We start from the raw sequence: 19265 nt of genomic DNA, 5'->3' as shown, positions 1-19265 counted from the left end.
AAAGGTCGATCTTAGGGTGATTTTGTGCGCCGGTGCCTTACCCCATCGCCGCGATCAAACCGGACAAGACCTTCACCGGATCATCTGCTGTCCATACCTCTTCGCCAAATCCAAAAAAGTCCGTATAGCCCGCAAGTTCCGCCACGGTCTTCACGTCAAGCGCGCCCTCGGCGACGATCGGAACTTCGACGACTTCTGACCACCACTCGAACAGTTCTGTTTCTGCGCGCGTGCCGTCGCCCAGTGGGCTGTCTCCGACCGGGCCGAAACTGATGTAATCGGCCCCGACTTCGCCGGCAATCAGCCCGTCATGGCGGGACTGGCCGCAAAACGCGCCGACAATCGCATCCGCACCCAGATCCTTGCGGGTCTTGCGCACGGAACGTGAACCGTCTGTCAGATGCACGCCGTCCAGCCCGATCCGCTGTGCCAGCAAGACATGTTCCTCGATCACCAGCGCGATGTCGCGGGCATGGGCCACTTCGCGCACGGCGTCGGCGGCGCGGCAGATTCGGTCCTCATCCCGTGTGGCAAGAGCCAGGCGGATACAGGCGATCTCGGCGCTGTCCAGCACACGGCCCAGAAGCTCCGGAAAGGTACTCAGCTCGAATTCCGGCGGAGTGATGAGATAGATTTGCGGCGTTTCCGTCTCGGACATCTTTTAGGCTCCCAAAGCTGTCGAGCGCCTTCTATAGCGCGGGGTTTTGCCCTTGACCATGGGGTCTGCACGGCGCACTCGGCCTATTTGGCAGCGAGTGTGCGTGCAAGCGCCACGGTCGTCCCCGCCCGACAGTGCAGCGGTGCGACGTCCCTCTGGGTATGGCAAACTCTGAACACGTCTCTTGCAGTCCGGGGGCGGCTTGCGTATCGGAAAGCGCAAGACCACACCGGAGACCCCATGCCGTCCGCGATCCCTCAGCCTGCCTTTGTCCTCGTCCGCCCGCAAATGGGCCAGAACATCGGTGCCGCAGCGCGCGCGATGTGGAATTTCGGGCTGGACCGGATGCGGCTGGTCGCGCCGCGCGATGGCTGGCCCAATCCAGATGCGACCGCCATGTCGGCCGGTGCCGGACGGCTGCTGGACGAGGCGCAGGTGGCCGCGTCCGTGGCAGAGGCCGTGGCCGATTGCACCTACGTTCTGGCGACAACGGCGCGACCGCGCGGCTTGACGAAACCGGTGCTCAGCCCCGAACGTGCCATGGCAGAAGCCCGCGACCGGATCGCGCGCGGCGAAAAGGTCGCCGTGCTGTTCGGGCCGGAACGCGCGGGGCTGGAAAACGCCGATATCGCGCAGGCCAATGCCATTATCTCGGTGCCCGTGAACCCGGACTTCGCCTCGCTGAACCTTGCGCAATGTGTTCTGCTGACCGCCTATGAGTGGCGACGCCAAACGGTTGATGTCGTGGCCGAGGACATGGCCATGGGCGGGTCCGAATGGGCCAACGTCAAGGAACTGGACGCGCTGGCCAAGCATTACGAGGAACGCCTGGACACGGCCGGGTTCTTCTTTCCCGAAGCCAAGGCCGAGGGTATGAAGATCAACCTGCGCAACCTCTGGAGCAGGATGCCGATGACGCGCGCCGATGTGCAGATGCTGCACGGCATCCTGCGGCAGATGGTCCGATGGAAGGAACGTGGCGACTGACTTGAAGCCACCGGGGGGCGGGCCTAATGTCTGCGCAAACCCGCGCCGGGCTTGACCCGGTGCCTTGCGGGGGCCGCGCGAAGGAGAAAGCCTGATGAGCCAGAAACGCAGCATCTTCGAAGAGGTCGAGACGCGCGACAAGGCGGTCCCGCAGACCGGCGTGATTGACCGCGCCAAACGCGGCGCGCGCGGGCCGGTCAGGCTGTGGCTGGTGCTGATCTTCGCGCTGGTCGTGGCGATGATCCTTGTGGGGGGGCTGACCCGTCTGACCGATAGCGGGTTGTCGATCACCGAATGGAAGCCCGTAACCGGGGCCCTGCCGCCTTTAACGCAGGCAGATTGGCAAGCAGAGTTCGAACTTTATCAGAAAATCCCGCAATATGAATTGCAGAACATGGACATGACCCTGTCCGAATTCAAGGCGATCTACTGGTGGGAATGGGGGCATAGACAGCTTGGCCGGGTGATCGGGCTGGTCTGGGCACTTGGGTTCATCGGCTTTCTGGTGGCGCGGAAGATCCCGCCGGGCTGGTCACCGCGCCTGCTGCTTCTGGGGGCGTTGGGCGGGCTTCAGGGCTTTGTCGGCTGGTGGATGGTGACCAGCGGGTTGGAAGGCTCGATGTTGAGTGTGGCCAGCTACCGCTTGGCGATTCATCTTGGGCTGGCCTTCGTGATCCTGGGCTTTCTGACCTGGTATATCCTGATGCTGTCGCGCGAGGAACGCGACCTGATGCAGGCCCGAAGATCCCGCGAACGCAAACTGTTCGGCATGGGCACCGGCCTGATGCATCTGGCGTTTGTGCAAATCCTGCTGGGTGCCCTTGTCGCGGGCATCGACGCGGGCCGCAACTATATCGACTGGCCGCTGATGGCCGGGGGCTTTTTCCCGCCAGACCCGTTCCAGATAGAACCACTGTGGCGGAATTTCTTCGAGGATGCCGGACTGGTGCAGTTCATGCACCGGATGGCGGGCTATCTGCTGGTCGTCTACGCCATCGTCGTGTGGCTCCGGGCGCGCCGCTCGCCCAATGGCACGACGCGGTTTGCCTTCAATGCGATGATCGCGATGGTCCTGCTGCAAATGGTGCTGGGCATCGTTACGGTGATGTATTCCGCGCCGCTGCATTTCGCCATTCTGCATCAGCTGGGCGCGATCCTTGCCTGGGTGCTGATCCTTCGGGCGCGCTTTGCCGCGCAATATCCCCGTGTTCAATCGGTGAGAGGCTAACCCATGTCGGCATATCAGGACTTGCTGGCGTTCCAGCGCGAAACCGAGGCGTTGCAGCAGGTGTCAGGCCGTCTGGGCTGGGATCAGGAAACCGTCATGCCGCGCGGCGCTGCGGCCCAGCGGGGCGAGGAAATGGCCGCGATGGAGGGCGTCCTGCACGCCCGCCGCACCGATCCGCGCGTTGGCGACTGGCTGGCCGCGATCGACGATGCCGCGCTGGACACTGTGGCCGCCGCGCAGATGCGCCATATCCGCCGCGCGCATGATCGCGCCACACGCGTGCCTGCGCGCCTGTCGGCGGAACTGGCGCGCGTGACGAGCCTTGCGCAGGGGGCCTGGGCCGAGGCCCGCGCAGCGGATGATTTCCAGCGGTTTGCACCGATTCTGGCCGAGGTGATCCGCTTGCGACAGGAAGAGGGCGCAGCGCTGGCCGAGGGGACGGATTACACGCCCTATGACGCGATGATACAGGATTACGAACCCGGCGCCTCTGCCGCCTTTCTGGAAAACCTGTTTGGCGCTTTACGCCCCCGGTTGGTGTCCTTGCGCGAAAAGCTATTGGGCGCGCCGACGCCCAAGGGGCTGAGCGGCACGTTTGATATGGCCCAGCAACTGGCCCTGTCCGAGACGGTCGCAAAGGCGTTTGGCTACGACCTCGCGCGTGGCAGGATTGACAGGGCCGTGCATCCGTTCAGTTCCGGCAGCGGACAGGATGTGCGCATCACCACGCGCACCGACGCACAGAACCCCTTTGATTGTCTGTATTCGACGATCCACGAAGTGGGCCATGCCTGTTACGAGCAGAATATCCATTCCGATTTCCTGCTGACGCCGCTGGGGGCCGGGGTCAGCATGGGGGTGCATGAAAGCCAAAGCCGGATCTACGAAAACCAGATCGGCCGCAGCCGCGCCTTTTGTGAATATCTCTACGGTCAGATGCGCGACAGATTTGGCGATCTCGGCGTCGACAATGCAGAGGCCTTCTATGCCGCCGTCAACACGGTGCATCGTGATTATATCCGGACCGAGGCGGATGAGGTGCAATACAACCTGCATGTCCTGATCCGCTTTGATCTGGAACGTCAGCTGATCTCGGGCGATCTGCCCGTGGCGGATCTGGAGCAGGCTTGGAACACCCGGTTCGAGACGGATTTCGGCTATCCGGTCAACAAACCCTCCAACGGCTGCTTGCAGGACGTGCATTGGTCGGTCGGGCTGTTCGGCTATTTCCCGACCTATACGCTGGGCAATGTCTATGCCGGGTCTCTGCACGAGGCGCTGCGCCGGGACGTGCCACAACTTGATGAGCAGTTGATGCGCGGCGATACCAGCGGCGCGACGGGCTGGTTGCGTGAGAACGTGCAGCAGCATGGCGGGCTGTACGAGCCGCGCGAGTTGATCACGCTGGCCTGTGGCAAAGCGCCCAGCGAGGCGCCCTTGCTGGATTATCTTGAGGCCAAGTTCGGCGCGATCTACGGCGTCTGAAGCGCGGCCCCTAGGCGTTGAGATACGCGAGCAATGCGGCCCAGCGGTTCTCAATGCCGTCGGACAGCACGATCTGGCCTTTGCGCGATGCCAAAGGCCGGTCGGGACGCTTGAACGCGGCAGCACACTGTATCGCAGTGTGATTTGATCTTGCCCGGACGCAGCGCTTTCCCAGTGCCTTCTTCAAAGAAAACGGGCGACAAGATTGCCGCCCGTTGTCAGGTAGTTCCGTTGATTGGGAAATCAGCTTTCTTCGGCGGGGTCATCCTCGCCCTGATCCGCGATCCAGGCGACGCTGACGACCTCTTCGCCTTTGGCCGTGTTGAACACCTTGACGCCCCCGGCGCTGCGCGAGCGGAAAGAGATGCCTTCGACCGGGACGCGGATTGACTGACCGCGGCTGGTGGCAAGCATGATCTGATCGTCAATCTCGACCGGGAAGGCGGCAACCACGGCCCCGCCACGCATGGCCCTGTCGATGGCATTCACACCCTGGCCACCACGTCCGCGCACGGGGTAATCATGGCTGGACGACAGTTTGCCCGACCCTTTGGCCGTGATTGTCAGGATCAGGTTTTCCGCCGCCGACATTTCGGCATAGCGTTCCTGGGTGAACACCTCGACGCCTGCGACGGCTTCCTCGTCGTCATCGGTATCGACCTCATCGGTCAACCCTGCCATTGCCCGGCGCATCTTGAGGTAGGTTGCGCGTTCCTGCGGGCTGGCCTCGAAGTGACGGATCACCGCCATGGACACAACGCGGTCCTCGCCGTTCAGGCGGATACCGCGCACGCCAGTCGATTTGCGGCCCTTGAAAACGCGCACATCAGTGGTGCGGAAACGGATCGCACGGCCCGAATTTGTCACCAGCATCACGTCATCATCCGTCGACGCGATACGGGCATTCACCAGTTCCACGCCCTCGGGAAGATCCATCGCGATCTTGCCGTTGCGCATCACATTGGTGAAATCCGACAGCGCGTTGCGACGCACGTCGCCCGCGCTGGTGGCAAAGACGATTTGCAGCGCGTCCCATTCCTCTTCGGGGCGGTCCACCGGCATGATCGCGGCGATCGAAACGCCCATCGGGATCGGCAGGATATTGACAATCGCCTTGCCCTTGGACGTGCGGCCACCCTGCGGCAGACGCCAGGTCTTCAGCTTGTAAACCATCCCATCCGTGGTGAAGAACAAAAGCTGCGTATGGGTATTGGCGACGAAAAGCGTGGTGACAACGTCATCGTCCTTGGTGGACATGCCCGACAGACCCTTGCCGCCGCGCCGCTGCGCGCGGAAATCCGAAAGCGCCGTGCGTTTGATATATCCGGACTGGGTGACGGTCACGACCATATCATCACGCTCGATAAGGTCTTCGTCCTCCATATCGCCGGACCAGTCGACAATCTCCGTGCGGCGGGGCACGGCGAATTGCTCGCGCACCTCCAGAAGCTCGTTCGAGATGATCTCCATGATCCGTTCGCGGCTGCCCAGAATCTCAAGATATTCCTTGATCTTGCCGGCCAGTTCTTCCAACTCGTCCGTGACTTCCTTGACACCCAGTTGCGTCAGGCGTTGCAGGCGCAGTTCAAGAATGGCACGGGCCTGCACTTCGGACAGGTTATAGGTGCCGTCTTCATTGGCCTTGTGGGTCGGGTCGTCGATCAACGCGATATATTGCAGGATCTCACCGGCAGGCCAGCGCCGTTCCATCAGTTTGGTCCGCGCTTCGGCGGCATCGGCAGAGGCGCGGATCGTGGCGACAACCTCGTCCACATTGCTGACCGCAACTGCCAGACCGCACAGGATATGGCTGCGTTCGCGTGCCTTGCGCAACAGATAGGCGGTGCGCCGCGCCACGACATCCTCGCGGAAATCGACAAAGGCGGTCAGAAAACCGCGCAGGGTCAGCTGTTCCGGCCGTCCGCCATTCAACGCCAGCATGTTGCAGCCAAAGTAGGTCTGCATCGGGGTAAAGCGGAAAAGCTGGTTCAGCACGACCTCGGCCGTGGCATCGCGTTTCAGCTCGATCACCACGCGCACGCCGTCCCGGTCGGATTCGTCCTGAACGTGGGAAATGCCTTCGATGCGCTTTTCGCGCGCAGCCTCGGCGATCTTTTCGATCATCGTGGCCTTGTTCACCTGATAGGGGATCTCTTCGATGATGATCGCCCAGCGGTCGCGACGCAATTCTTCGACGCGCGTTCTGGCGCGGATGATGACGCTGCCGCGCCCTTCAAGATAGGCTTTGCGCGCGCCGGTCCGGCCCAGCATGATACCGCCCGTCGGAAAATCGGGTCCGGGCACATATTCGATCAGCTGTTCGGAACTCAGATCCGGGTTTTCGATCAGTGCCAGCGTGGCATCCACGACCTCGCCCAGATTGTGCGGCGGAATGTTGGTCGCCATGCCGACAGCAATACCGCCAGCCCCGTTGACCAGCATGTTCGGATACCGTGCGGGCAGGACCGTCGGTTCGCGATCCTTGCCGTCATAGTTGTCCTGAAAATCGACCGTTTCCTTGTCGATATCGTTCAGCAGGTAGGCCGCAGGCTTGTCCATGCGGACTTCGGTATAGCGCATGGCGGCGGCGTTATCGCCATCCATCGAGCCAAAGTTGCCCTGACCGTCCAGAAGCGGCAGCGACATCGAGAAATCCTGCGCCATCCGCACCAGCGCGTCATAGATCGCGGAATCGCCATGCGGGTGATACTTACCCATGACATCGCCAACGGGCCGGGCCGACTTGCGGTACGGCTTGTCGTGGCTGTTGTTGGTTTCATGCATCGCATAAAGAATACGCCGATGCACGGGTTTCAGCCCGTCACGCAAATCGGGAATCGCCCGGCTGACGATCACGCTCATCGCGTAATCGAGATAGCTGGTCTGCATCTCGTCGGTGATCGACACCGTCGGCCCGCTAAAGGCCGGGCGTTCCGGTGCATTTTCTCCCATGTTTTCAGGGGGTTCCGGTGTATCGTTCACGTCAGGTTCCCATCTTCCTGTTTTTCTATATCTTGTTGCCTGCCTTATATCAGAGGCAGGATATGGGGTGCAATGGGTGTGGCCAAGTTCCTCTGGCAGCCACCAGCACACTCTGCCAACACACTGTTTTTATTGAAAAGTAAATCTTTGCCCGGCATGATTTACAGACCCATAAGAAACGTGAGGTTCCCAATGCAGGAAAGCGAAACCGAATTGATGCTGCGTGGCTACGGGCTGACCACGGCCGAAATGTTCTACCGGATGCCGGACTACCGGAATGTTCTCAACACATTTATCTGGCAGGAATACGATCTTGCGCCGGATCATCCTAAACTGTTCCGGTTCATCGAATATTGGCAGGACGAAATCGAAGGCCCGCTGCATTCTGTCCGCTTTACCCATCGCAAGATGCTGTCATCCGGGGAATGGCAGAACGTCGTCGGTGAATTCACCTACCACTGATGACATGCAAAAACGCTTGGCGGGGGGGGGGCGTATAGCCCCCCAATTGGCTTGGCGTTTCGTCTTGTCGCTATGGAATGATGCGGGTGTATTTCACACCTTCCAGAGTCGCGCCGACCCGCAGGCCGGACTGACCGAAGACAACGGCAATGACCGGTGCCATGGAGGTTGTCGTTTCGGCCGCAAGCGTCGCACCGGTTTCCGGCGTGGCATAAAGCACGTTCGCACCGGCGGCCCATCCGGGCGAACGGCGGAAATTCAGCAATGCATCTTCGGTCATGAAAAACAGCACATGCGCATATTGTTGCGCGCCGATTTGAATGCCTGCGCTGGCCTTCGTGGTCGAATAATAGTCAACCGTCACACCGCCGACACGCAGCGCACCGCGCCCATAGGCACCGCCAAGGCCAAGGCCGGCTTCGGTGACCAGCGGCATGACCAGCATACCGGTCGATTTGCTTTCCAAAGAGCGCGTGCCCGGAAAGTTCGTGAAAAGCTGCGCGAGAGTGGCGTCTACGCGGGCGTCGATCCGCTGCGGACCGTCACTGCCGATGCCGTTGGCACAGGCCGCGACAAGGGGCAGGGCCCCCAGGGAAAGGGTAAGATTGCGTCGGGAAATCTGGCTCATGTTGCCTGCTCTCGTTCTGATGCGGCGCGTTTTGGGTGCGCCTGATTGCCTCGGATCCGACGTTTCTGGCCGGTTATGTTGCATTATACGCGGAAACCCGCCGTCTGTCACGCCATTGCATGGCCGTTCGGCGAGTGTCCGCTATGCTCCGAGCGCGCGCGCTGCCTCGGGGGCGAAATAGGTCAGCACTCCGTCGCAGCCTGCACGCTTGAAACACATCAGACTTTCCAGCATTGCCCGCTCTCCGTCGATCCAGCCGTTCTGCGCTGCCGCCTGGATCATCGCGTACTCGCCTGACACCTGATAAGCAAAGGTCGGCGCGCCGAACTCGGTCTTCACCCGGCGACAAATGTCCAGATATGGCATGCCCGGCTTGACCATCACCATATCCGCGCCTTCGGCCAGATCGCGGGCCACCAATCGCAGCGCCTCGTCGGAATTGGCCGGATCCATCTGATAGGTTTTCTTGTCGCCTTTCAGCGCACCCGATGCCCCCACCGCATCACGGAACGGGCCGTAAAAGGCGCTGGCATATTTCGCGGCATAGCTCAGCAACATGACATTGGAATGCCCCGCGCCCTCCAATGCCTGACGCAGCGCGCCGATGCGCCCATCCATCATATCCGACGGCCCGATGATATCCGCGCCGGCATCGGCCTGCGACAGCCCCTGTTTCACCAATGCCTCCACCGTGCGGTCGTTGACGATCTCGCCATTCTCGACAAAACCATCATGGCCGTCGCTGTTATACGGATCCAGCGCCACATCCGTCATCACAGCCATGTCGGGCACTGCTGCCTTGATCGCCCGTGTTGCGCGGTTCGACAGGTTTTCGGGGTTCCAGGCCTCGGCGCAATCGGGGGTCTTGAGTGCCGGTTCGGTATAGGGGAACAGGCAAATCGCCGGAATGCCCATGGCAAACGCCTCGCGCGCCGCCTGCGCCACACGGTCGACGGACCGTCGCACCACGCCGGGCATCGAGGGGACGGGTTCTTCGATCCCCTCGCCATCGCGCACGAAAATAGGCCAGATGAAATCCGACGGGCAGAGCGTGTTCTCGCGAACCAGCGAACGGATGGCTTCGGACTGGCGCGCGCGCCGAAACCGGGCGGCGGGAAAGGGGGGCTGTATATGCGACACGGGCGTTGACCTCTGGCTGATTGCAACTTTCCCTTTGGATGCACCCTCGGGGGGCGCATTGTCCAGACCTTGCAGGCGCGTAAATTGGCAAAGGGCTTCGGAAGCAACCGACGATTTGGCGTCATCACGGCCTGTCGAAAACCAAGCCGGAGCAACAGGACAGGCCCGCCATTGCACAGGCCTGCAACCGGACAGTTTGCGGCGCATTCACCATGCGGCAGGCCACTCCCGGCCCACCATCCCAAACCGGATTTGCAAGCGCATGCCTTGCGCAAGGGCGCGGTTAAGGGCAAACGGTCATGGCCAGCAGGCATATCGACACGAAATCGCGCGGAAAAGGCAGAGGATAGAATTTGTACGGAACCATATTAGAGGCAATCGACTTGCGGTCGTTTTCCAGCATTTGGTTCTGGATCATGCTCGCAACTGTCTGGTCGATGGTCAGCCACCATGTGCTTGGCGTGCCCTATCACATGATTGCCGCCGCGCGCAGACAGGGAGGTCAGGCAGAGCAAGACCTGGAGGACATGGTCCGGATCAACGTCCTGCGACGTCTGCGTATGGCCGATCAGGCCGGGATTTGGCTGCTGGGTCTGGGCTGTTTCATGCTCACCGGGCTTTTGATTCTTGGCTGGGTGTATTGGATCGAGTTGGCCCAGGCACTGTTTCTTCTGAGTCTGCCGCTAAGCATCGTCGCGCTTCTGTCGCTGCTTGCCGCAAGACGCATCCGGGCCGAGGGGCCTCAGGGTGAGGCGCTCTTTCGCCATTTGCACCGCCACCGTGTCTGGGTTCAGACCGTGGCTATGGCGGCCATTTTTGTGACGACGCTTTGGGGCATGTACAGGGTCTTGTCCGTCGGCGTTCTGGGATCATAAGGACCGCCGCAGGTCCGCGCTTGAAATAGCACAACACCGCCCTCAGGCTCTTTTGTGCTTCTTCTTGGCAAAAATACTCCGGGGAGTATGAGGGGCTGGCCCCTCATTCCCACAGGCGTCTCCCCCACAGGCGTCTCCGGGCACGCGATCAAACAATGTGCTTGCCTGGGGGCGAGCCGGCTAGAATCCTAAGCCATCACGCATGAATGTGGTGGCTATCCATGATGCCGCCCCCAGCAGCACCGGGTATCAGCGCAGACATGTTCCGGCTCTTCTACGCGCGGCCCGCGTACAGCCCCCGCAACCTTTGGCCGCCAAAGCTTCAGGAACAAAAATCACACCCGATTCTGCAAATGTACTTGTCCCTCGAACGTGATCTCATCGAAAGCATCGACAATTTCGTGCGCGCCCTGCGCCAATAACAATTGGCGATGCGATATTTGCAATCCTGCAAGATGTTGCCCCCCCAGAAAACCGATTGAACGCATTCCCGCGGCCCTTGCGGCCAGGATGCCATATGGCGAATCTTCGATCACCACGCATCGTTCGGGGGCGGTGTTCATTCTGCGGGCCGCATACAGGAACAGGTCTGGTGCCGGCTTGCCGTGGGTCACTTGTTGGGCGCTGAAAACACGGGGGAAATGGTCGGTCAGATTCATGACACTCAGCGCGAAATAGATGCGTTCGAGCCCGCTGCTTGACGCAATGCAATAGGGGAGGCCATGCGCTTTGAGACGTGCAAGAAAATCCGCCACGCCTGCAACAGGAGCCAGTTCTTTCGAGAACCTTTCAAACAGGATGGAATGCCAGTGGTTCTCGAAACCGTCCCATTTTCCTTCGGGGGCGATTTGGCTCGCGTCGGCTTTGATCGCGGTCAGGGATTTTCCCAAAAAGCGGCGACGCGCCTCGGGCAGGTCGACAACGACGCCAAAGTCTTGCAGGGCGGCTTGCAAACTGCCCAGCGAGATGACCTCACTATCCGCCACAACGCCATCGAAATCCAGGATCACCAGGTCGGTGACAAAGGCAGGGCATCGGGGATCATTGTTGGTGATCGCCAAAAGGGCCGTCCTATCGCAGCGCGCGGCCAGCCTGATCGAATTGATGCAGGCGGTTGGAAGGAAATTCGACGCCGACCTCGGCATTCACCGCCGTCTGGTCGTCGCCATCAACGCGTGCGACCAAGGTCAGGCCACCAGCCAGTTTCAGATATAGCAGGTTTTCGCCGCCCAGTTGTTCCTTGTTCGAAACAACCGCGTCGACATTCCCGCCGCCCTTCGGGTGGATAACCATATGCTCCGGACGGCAGCCGATATAGGTCGCTTCCGGGCGCAAAGCTATATCGCGCATGCCGCTGTGTCGGAACACGTTCATGGCCGGAGACCCCATGAATTCGGCGACGAACTTGCTGTCGGGGGTGTGATAGATCTCCATCGGGGTGCCGACCTGTTCGATGCGCCCGCCGTTGAGCACGACAATCCTGTCCGCCATCGTCATGGCTTCGACCTGATCGTGGGTCACATAGATCATCGTTGCCGCCAGTTGCTTGTGCAAAGCCTCAAGCTCCACCCGCATCTGGACGCGCAGTTTGGCATCAAGGTTGGATAGCGGTTCGTCGAACAGGAACACTGATGGGTTCTTGACGATCGACCGGCCGATCGCAACGCGTTGACGTTGACCGCCTGACAGTTGCGACGGCTTGCGGTCAAGATAGTCGGTCAGTTGCAGAATGCGCGCGGCTTCATCAATCCGCTCAGTGCGTTCGGCAGGGGCGACGCCGTTCACCTTCATGCCGAATTCCATGTTCTGACGGACGGTCATATGCGGGTAAAGCGCGTAGGACTGGAACACCATCGACAGGCCACGATCCGCCGGTTCGGCATTCGATACGTCTGTTCCGCCAATCTTTACCGTGCCGGAATCGATGCCTTCCAATCCTGCAAGGGCGCGCAGAAGCGTTGATTTCCCGCAGCCGGAAGGCCCGACAAAGACCACGAAATCACCGTCCGCCACATCCAGATCCACATCAAAGAGGGCCTGCATCTTACCGTAATACTTGTTGAGTTTTCGGATCTGTACTGTGGCCATCCTGGACTTCCTCCGTCGTCACCTTTGGGCTTCAACCGGCTTGACTGAAAGAAAGCACTTGCTTTTTCATACCCGCCGAATTTACATTTGTATCCATGCAGACACATATGATTGTCAATCAATTACTGCGATAGGGAGGATGAGAAAATGAGTATCAGGAAGCTTCTGTGTTCCGTGGCTTTGTCCGGTGTTATGGCGACAGGCGCGCTGGCCGAAGGTCATGGCTGGAGCCTGGCGAAAGCGGCAGAGCCTTATGCGGGCACCACCGTTGATGTCGTGTTCCTTCTGCGTCCGGGCTACGAGGCGATTGAAGCCATGTTGCCGGCATTCGAGGAAGAAACCGGGATCAAGGTAAACGTCATCAAGCACCCGTATGAGAATGCTCTGGGTGAACAGGTTCGCGACTTCGTGGCTGGTGGCGATCTGGATGTCGTGCTGATCGACCTTGTCTGGATCGGCAACTTTGCCGAAAACGACTGGGCGCTGCCGCTTGCTGATGTTCAGGCCAAGTTTCCAGATATTGTCGATCCCGATCTGGATATCGACGACTTCTTCCCGCTTGTGCTGGACGCATTCGGCAGCTGGAACGGCACAACCTACGGTCTTCCGGTCGATAACTATTCGGGCCTGATGTTCTATAACCGCTGCATGCTTGAAGAAGCCGGTTTTGACGGTCCACCAGAGACATGGACAGAGTTGAAGGACGTGTACGGGCCAGCGTTGACCAAAGACGGGAAATACGCGTTTGCCCTGCAATCCAAGCGCAATGAAACGCAGTCGGCAGACAGTTTCGCCCGAATGATCTGGCCGTTTGGCGGGTCATTTCTTGACGCCGATTTCAAATCCAACCTCAATTCGCCTGAATCGCAGGCCGGACTTCAGTTTCGTCAGGATCTGATGCAATACATGCCGGACGGCATCGTGGCTTATGATCACGCCGAGGTGGTGAACGGGTTCGCGCAAGGCGATATTGCGATGATCACCGAATGGTCGGCGTTTTATTCCAGCGTCGTGTCGCCGGAAACCTCCAAGGTCGCGGACTGCGTAGAAATCGCGCCCGAACCAAAAGGCCCGGCCGGGCGCAAGCCTGCACTTGGTGGCTTCTCGATGGCAGTGGCAAGTCAGGCGGACGAGGCCGAGCAGGCAGCCGCCTATCTGTTCATCCAGTGGGCGACATCCAAAGCCAATGCGGTCGAATATGTGGAACGCGGCGGCGTCAGCGCCCGGCAGTCCGCCTATGAAGATCCGGCGCTGGCCGAGACGTTCAAGTATATCCCCGCGCTGGTCGAAAGCTGGCAGGACGGTGTGCCTGAATTCCGCCCACGCTTTGCCGAATGGCCCGAAATCACCGAGATCGTGCAGGAATGGGGCACGAAGATGATGCTGGGCGAAGTGACGACCGAAGAGGGCGCTCAGGAAATCGGCACCCGCATGGAAGCGGTGCTGGAAGACGCTGGCTATTACTCGGGCGACAAGCCGCTCGCGCAATAAACCACATACCACCAAGAGGGCGGCGCAGAACGTGCCGCCCTTGATCTGACTGCCGGGAGGCGCACCATGCGCGGACAAGTTTCCAGACGTACAGTTATCGGTTTTATCGCTCCGGCAGTTTTCGGTCTTGCGATCGTGGGCATTGCGCCCTTGCTGTATGCGGCGTGGACCTCGTTGCATTTCTTCAACCTGATCAAGCTGAAGCAGGTCAAATTCATCGGGCTTGAAAACTATTGGACAGTGCTGACAGACGAGGTGTTCTGGCAGGCGATGGGACGGACGTTCTTTCTGCTTTGCACTGCGCTTCCCTTGCAACTGGCGCTTGGTCTGGGCATCGCGCTTGTCCTGCACAAACCAGGACTGACCATCCTCAAGACCCTTGCGCGGCTATCGCTGGTGCTGCCGATGGCCACGACCTATGCGGTGGTCGGCCTGTTGGGGCAGGTGATGTTCAACCAGAAATTCGGTGTCATCAATCAGATGCTTGGTGGGGCCAACATCAACTGGATCGGCGATCCGACCAATGCCTTTGCCATGATCATCTTCTGGGATGTCTGGCAGTGGACGCCCTTCGTGGCGCTGGTGCTGCTGGCGGGCCTGACCATGGTGCCCGGTGAGGTGGAAGAAGCCGCACGTCTGGAAACCAAAAGCTGGTGGACGGTCCTGCGCTATGTGCAATTGCCCTTTTTGCTGCCCGGTCTTGTGGCGGTGCTGATCCTGCGGACAGCGGACACGCTGAAGCTGTTTGACATGGTCTTTACCCTGACACGCGGCGGGCCCGGTGCCGCGACCGAGTTCATATCCTTGATGATCCAGCGCGTCGGTTTTCGCGGGTTCGATCAGGGGCTGGCATCGGCGCAGGCAATCATCTTGCTGATCATCACCATCATTCTGGCGCAGATCTATATTCGCGTCTTCTACAAAGAGGTTTGAGCGATGAATACCACGCGGTCTCTGGCCTCGCAGATCCTGCTGCTTTTCATCATCATCGCGGTCTGTGTCTTTCCGTTCTACTGGATGGTGACGACCTCGTTGAAGACACAGATCGTGGCGCTTGAGGCACCGCCGGTCTGGATATTCGAACCGACGCTGAACAACTACCGCGAAGCCTTGTTCGAAGATGGTGTGTTGCGCACGCTGATCAACTCTTTGATCATTGCGATCTCGACCACGGTTCTGGCGATTTTTCTGGGGGTGCCTGCGGCCTTTGCGCTGGCCCGGTTTGAATTTCGTGGCAAAAAGGACCTTTGGTTCTGGTTCATCACCAATCGCATGGTCTCGCCCATCGTGCTGGCGTTGCCGTTCTTCCTGATTGCGCGGAATTTGGGTATTCTGGACAAGCATATCACGCTGATCCTGATCTACCTGACCTTCAACCTGCCGATCGTGATCTGGATCGTGACGGACCAGTTTCGCGGTATTCCCTATGATCTGGACGAAGCCGCGCGTCTGGAAGGGGCCTCGCAATTTACGATCATGCGCAAGATTTGCCTGCCTCTGGCCATGCCGGGCGTCGCGGTATCGGCGATCTTCTCGTTCATCTTTTCGTGGAACGAGCTGATGTTCGGCCTGATCCTGACCCGGTCCGAAGCCAAGACAGCCCCCGCGATGGCCGTGTCCTTCATGGAGGGCTACAACCTTCCCTATGGCAAGATCATGGCAACCTCGACGCTGATCGTGATCCCGGTGCTGATCTTTGCGCTGCTTGCGTCCAAGCAACTGGTGCGCGGTCTGACCATGGGGGCGGTCAAATGAGCGTTGCAGGTTCCGGAATGTGCACGCGCGGCAAGCTCCACCCGCGGCCCCGCCGCTATGGCGTCTAGCGGTTCAGATGTCGCGGAGTGTAAAAATTGAACAGATCGACGAGGACGAACAGCTTTTGGTGCGTCTGGCCTGGGCCTGCGAGATCGAAGGCCTGACACAGGCCGACGCCGCAAAGCGGTTCGGGATCACCCGAATGCGCGTGAACAAGGCCCTCGGCGAGGCCCGGCGCCGCGGTATCTTGCGGATCAGTGTCGATTCCATTTATGCGGCCTCGGCTGATCTGGAATGGAAAGTCGAACGCGGTTTCGGGCTGGCGCGTGCCGTTATCGTCCCTTCGCCGCAAAGCCCTGCCTCGACGACGCCACTGATAAGTGCGGGGTTGGGCAGTTATCTGGGACCAATTCTGACGGATCCCGATTTGAAGAAATTTGGCATGTCCTGGGGCAATACGCTTAATCTGGCCACCCGGTTCATGCAGCCAATCGACCGACCCGATCTGGAAATCGTGTCGATCATGGGCGGCATCACGCGCGGGTCGGATGTGAATGGGTACGAAATCACCACGCGGCTTGCGGATCTGTGTAATGCGGAACACAGCTTTTTCACGGCACCGTTGTTCGCCGGAAGCGCAGCCAGCCAGGCGATGTTCATGCAGCAGGACATCATCGCTGATATGCTGGACAAGATCCGCTCTTGCGGCGCGGTTGCGTTGGCGACCGGGGATCTGTGCAGTTCGCTGCTGGTCCGTGATGCGCTTCCCAAGGATATTGACGCCGAAGAGCTGCGCGCACGCGGCGGGGTAGGCGACATTATCGGGCATGTGCTTGATGCGAATGGTGCGCTTATCGATCATCCGGTGAACGAGCGCGTTATCGGTGTCTCGCTGGAGGATCTGACGGCGATACCCAACGTGATCCTTGCCGCTGGGGGGGCGCATAAGCTGCCGGTAATAACGGCGGCGCTGCGGCGCGGCTTTGTGAACACGTTGGTGACGGATGAGGACACGGCCCGCGCATTGCTTGAAAACACGACAGTGGCGCGGGACACTGATCGAACAGGTTCAGTTTAGACGGGGATAGCGATGCCGATTGCACTGGTATTGGAAGAAAAGAACAAACTGGCGCTGAGGGACATTGCTCTGCCAGACGATGTGGGGCCGGGTGACGTGCGGATCGCCGTGGATACGGTCGGTGTCTGCGGCAGCGATGTGCATTATTACACGCATGGAAAGATTGGCCCCTTTGTCGTCAACGCGCCCATGGTTCTGGGCCACGAGGCCGCGGGCATTGTCACGGAACTGGGCGAGGGTGTGTCCCATCTGGCCGTCGGGGATCGCGTCTGCATGGAGCCGGGTATTCCCAACATGGCCTCCAAGGCCAGCAAGCTGGGTGTCTATAACGTCGATCCCGATGTGCGGTTCTGGGCCACCCCGCCGGTGCATGGATGCCTGACGCCGTCGGTGGTCCATCCCGCTGCCTTCACCTATAAACTGCCCGAGAATGTGAGTTTTGCCGAGGGTGCGATGGTCGAACCCTTTGCGATCGGAATGCAAGCGGCAACCCGTGCCCGGATCAAGCCCGGCGATGTGGCACTGGTCACAGGGGCCGGCCCAATCGGAATCATGGTGGCGCTGGCGGCTTTGGCAGGCGGGTGTTCCAAGGTCTATATCTCTGATCTGGTCGATGAAAAGCTGGGCGTTGCCGCGAATTACGGAAATATCCACCCGATCAACGTGACCAAAGACGACGCGGCAGAGGTCGTGCGCGCGGGCACGTCCGGCTGGGGCGCTGATGTGGTCTTTGAATGTGCGGGGGCGGCAAAATCGGTGCAGACCGCGCTGGAAGCTGTGGCACCTGCGGGCTGCGTGGTTTGGGTCGGGATGCCGGTAGATCCGGTCCCGGTGGACATCGTGCTGGCCCAATCCAAGGAAATCCGCATGGAAACGGTTTTCCGTTATGCAAACATGTATGACCGCGCGATAGAGCTTTTGGCGTCCGGAAAGGTTGATCTCAAGCCGCTGATCTCGGCCACGTTTGCATTCTCCAACAGCGTGAAAGCCTTTGAACGCGCCGTCGCGGCGCTCCCGACCGACGTCAAGATCCAGATCAATATGCAGGACGCCTGAGCGATGGCCCCGCCCCGAGAGAGTCTGGCAGATCGGGTTCTGGACGAATTGCGTCCGGGCCTGGGCAAAGCGGTTCTGGATCAGATCGACGATCTTTCGACGGTTCTGGCCAGCGCGGGACGGATCGTCTGCTACGGCGTTGGCCGCGAGGGGTTGATGATGAAGGCGCTGGCAATGCGCCTGTTTCATCTGGGCCTTGATGCGCATGTGGCGGGCGACATGACAGTGCCGCCGGTCGCGGATGGCGACGTGCTGTTCATAAGCGCGGGCCCCGGTGAGTTCTCGACCGTCTCGGCCTTGGCACAGGTCGGGCGGAACGCGGGCGCGCGGGTGCTGTGCATCACCGCGACACCTGACGGCGCTGTGCCGCTTGACGCGGATCTGGTGGTCCATCTTCCCGCGCAGACCATGGCATCGGATCAGGGGGCGGCTGGCAATTCGGTGTTGCCGATGGGGTCATTATTCGAGGTGCTGATGCTGTTGTTCTTTGAATTTCTGGTTCTGGATCTGCGCGACCGTCTGGCTCTGTCACCAGAGGCGATGCGCGCCAACCACACCAATCTGGAGTAGACCATGGCGCAATGGGAAAACCGATTTGGCCTTGCCGGGCGCACGGCGCTTGTGACAGGCGCATCGTCGGGGATCGGCTTTGCCATTGCCGAGGTGTTTGCCGATGCGGGTGCCGATATTATCGGTCATGGGCGGGATCGGGACAGATTGGCGGAACTGGGTCGGACGGTTACGGCGCTTGGGCGCAAATTTACCGCAGTGACGGGCGATCTGGCCTGCGCGGATGAAACCATGGGCATCGCCAAAGCAGCATTGGCAGGTGCAGAAGGTCACATCGACATTCTGGTCAATTCGGCCGGGATCGCGGTCACCGGACCCGTGACCAGCTATGCAATTGAGGACTGGGCGCGGACGATGGCCGTGAATTTGACAGCCCCCTTTGTCCTGTCGCAGGCTTTGCTGCCCGGAATGATGGCGCGCGGATCGGGGAAGATCATCAATATTTCGTCGCAGACCGGCGTGATCGCTTTGCAGGATCATGCGGCCTATGCCACATCAAAGGGCGGGCTGAACGCCCTGACCAAATCGCTGATGGTCGAGGCCGCGCCACATAACGTGCAGGTCAATGCGATCTGCCCGACCGTGGTCATGACCGAGATGGGCAAACAGCTTTGGTCCGCACCCGAGAAGAAGGATCCGTTTATCGCCCGCACACCGCTTGGGCGTTTCGGAGAACCGGTCGAGATTGCGGATATGGCGCTGTATCTGGCCTCACCGGCATCGGATCTTGTGAACGGTGCCATCATGATGATCGAAGGCGGTCATTCCAGCATTTAGGGAGC

18 protein-coding genes are annotated in these 19265 nt (G+C 60.1%); 12 read left to right on the top strand and 6 right to left on the bottom strand.

All coding sequences use genetic code 11. The features are described from left to right. Nucleotides 1-37: 37 nt before the first annotated feature. Nucleotides 38-658, bottom strand: a complete 621-nt coding sequence (locus tag DMZ65_RS00855) for a thiamine phosphate synthase (protein WP_116597032.1) — start codon at nt 656-658, stop codon at nt 38-40. A gap of 240 nt (nt 659-898) precedes the next feature. On the opposite strand from DMZ65_RS00855, the gene DMZ65_RS00850 reads away from it, so the two are divergent. From DMZ65_RS00850 to DMZ65_RS00840, 3 genes are all read left to right on the top strand, one after another. Then, nucleotides 899-1645, top strand: coding sequence for an RNA methyltransferase (locus DMZ65_RS00850; RefSeq protein WP_116597031.1), 747 nt, complete (start codon nt 899-901; stop codon nt 1643-1645). Nucleotides 1646-1739: 94 nt separating this feature from the next. Next, complete coding sequence (ctaA, locus tag DMZ65_RS00845; RefSeq protein ID WP_116597030.1) at nt 1740-2873, top strand: heme A synthase; 1134 nt, start codon at nt 1740-1742, stop codon at nt 2871-2873. A 3-nt stretch (nt 2874-2876) separates the two neighbouring features. Then, the gene (locus DMZ65_RS00840) at nt 2877-4358 is read left to right on the top strand and encodes a carboxypeptidase M32 (RefSeq protein WP_116597029.1); all 1482 of its coding nucleotides are present in this window, start codon (nt 2877-2879) and stop codon (nt 4356-4358) included. Between the two features lie 243 nt (nt 4359-4601). Here DMZ65_RS00840 and gyrA read toward each other — a convergent pair whose 3' ends face one another. Then, on the bottom strand, nt 4602-7310 hold the full coding sequence (gyrA, locus tag DMZ65_RS00835; RefSeq protein WP_116597028.1) for a DNA gyrase subunit A: 2709 nt from the start codon (nt 7308-7310) through the stop codon (nt 4602-4604). 222 nt (nt 7311-7532) lie between these two features. Between gyrA and DMZ65_RS00830 the strand changes: the two genes are divergently transcribed. Beyond that, complete coding sequence (locus tag DMZ65_RS00830) at nt 7533-7802, top strand: usg protein (protein ID WP_116597027.1); 270 nt, start codon at nt 7533-7535, stop codon at nt 7800-7802. A 70-nt stretch (nt 7803-7872) separates the two neighbouring features. Here DMZ65_RS00830 and DMZ65_RS00825 read toward each other — a convergent pair whose 3' ends face one another. Both DMZ65_RS00825 and hemB read right to left on the bottom strand, forming a co-directional pair. Next, nucleotides 7873-8430 (bottom strand): lipid-binding SYLF domain-containing protein, encoded by a 558-nt coding sequence (locus tag DMZ65_RS00825; RefSeq protein WP_116597026.1) that lies wholly within the window; start codon nt 8428-8430, stop codon nt 7873-7875. Between the two features lie 141 nt (nt 8431-8571). Then, entirely contained in the window at nt 8572-9570 is a 999-nt protein-coding gene (gene hemB, locus DMZ65_RS00820) for a porphobilinogen synthase (protein ID WP_438942691.1), read from the bottom strand. 416 nt (nt 9571-9986) lie between these two features. On the opposite strand from hemB, the gene DMZ65_RS00815 reads away from it, so the two are divergent. Further along, a complete protein-coding gene (locus DMZ65_RS00815; protein ID WP_232824838.1) occupies nt 9987-10445 on the top strand; it encodes a component of SufBCD complex in 459 nt (152 codons plus the stop codon). A 335-nt stretch (nt 10446-10780) separates the two neighbouring features. Here DMZ65_RS00815 and DMZ65_RS00810 read toward each other — a convergent pair whose 3' ends face one another. Both DMZ65_RS00810 and DMZ65_RS00805 read right to left on the bottom strand, forming a co-directional pair. After that, nucleotides 10781-11590 carry an HAD family hydrolase gene (locus DMZ65_RS00810; protein ID WP_116597024.1) on the bottom strand — a complete coding sequence of 270 codons (810 nt, stop codon included), beginning with the start codon at nt 11588-11590 and terminating at the stop codon, nt 10781-10783. After that, complete coding sequence (locus DMZ65_RS00805) at nt 11517-12533, bottom strand: ABC transporter ATP-binding protein (RefSeq protein ID WP_116597023.1); 1017 nt, start codon at nt 12531-12533, stop codon at nt 11517-11519. Before DMZ65_RS00805 ends, DMZ65_RS00810 begins: the two co-directional genes overlap by 74 nt. A 147-nt stretch (nt 12534-12680) precedes the next feature. On the opposite strand from DMZ65_RS00805, the gene DMZ65_RS00800 reads away from it, so the two are divergent. From DMZ65_RS00800 to DMZ65_RS00770, 7 genes are all read left to right on the top strand, one after another. Further along, a complete protein-coding gene (locus DMZ65_RS00800) occupies nt 12681-14024 on the top strand; it encodes an ABC transporter substrate-binding protein (RefSeq protein WP_198662594.1) in 1344 nt (447 codons plus the stop codon). 66 nt (nt 14025-14090) lie between these two features. After that, nucleotides 14091-14957: a carbohydrate ABC transporter permease gene (locus DMZ65_RS00795; RefSeq protein ID WP_084350071.1), complete on the top strand. Its 867-nt coding sequence runs from the start codon at nt 14091-14093 to the stop codon at nt 14955-14957. Between the two features lie 3 nt (nt 14958-14960). Beyond that, nucleotides 14961-15779: a carbohydrate ABC transporter permease gene (locus DMZ65_RS00790; RefSeq protein WP_116597021.1), complete on the top strand. Its 819-nt coding sequence runs from the start codon at nt 14961-14963 to the stop codon at nt 15777-15779. A 76-nt stretch (nt 15780-15855) separates the two neighbouring features. After that, nucleotides 15856-16857 (top strand): sugar-binding transcriptional regulator, encoded by a 1002-nt coding sequence (locus DMZ65_RS00785; protein ID WP_116597020.1) that lies wholly within the window; start codon nt 15856-15858, stop codon nt 16855-16857. Nucleotides 16858-16869: 12 nt separating this feature from the next. Next, on the top strand, nt 16870-17913 hold the full coding sequence (locus DMZ65_RS00780; protein WP_116597019.1) for an NAD(P)-dependent alcohol dehydrogenase: 1044 nt from the start codon (nt 16870-16872) through the stop codon (nt 17911-17913). 3 nt (nt 17914-17916) lie between these two features. Next, complete coding sequence (locus tag DMZ65_RS00775) at nt 17917-18483, top strand: SIS domain-containing protein (RefSeq protein WP_116597018.1); 567 nt, start codon at nt 17917-17919, stop codon at nt 18481-18483. A gap of 3 nt (nt 18484-18486) precedes the next feature. Beyond that, nucleotides 18487-19260 carry an SDR family NAD(P)-dependent oxidoreductase gene (locus DMZ65_RS00770; RefSeq protein WP_198662593.1) on the top strand — a complete coding sequence of 258 codons (774 nt, stop codon included), beginning with the start codon at nt 18487-18489 and terminating at the stop codon, nt 19258-19260. Nucleotides 19261-19265: the final 5 nt, after the last annotated feature.

The sequence above is a fragment of the Primorskyibacter marinus genome (assembly GCF_003313245.1).
Lineage (GTDB): Bacteria > Pseudomonadota > Alphaproteobacteria > Rhodobacterales > Rhodobacteraceae > Primorskyibacter > Primorskyibacter marinus.
Note: the sequence above shows the minus strand (reverse complement) of the source record. Positions and strands in the feature narration are given on the sequence as shown.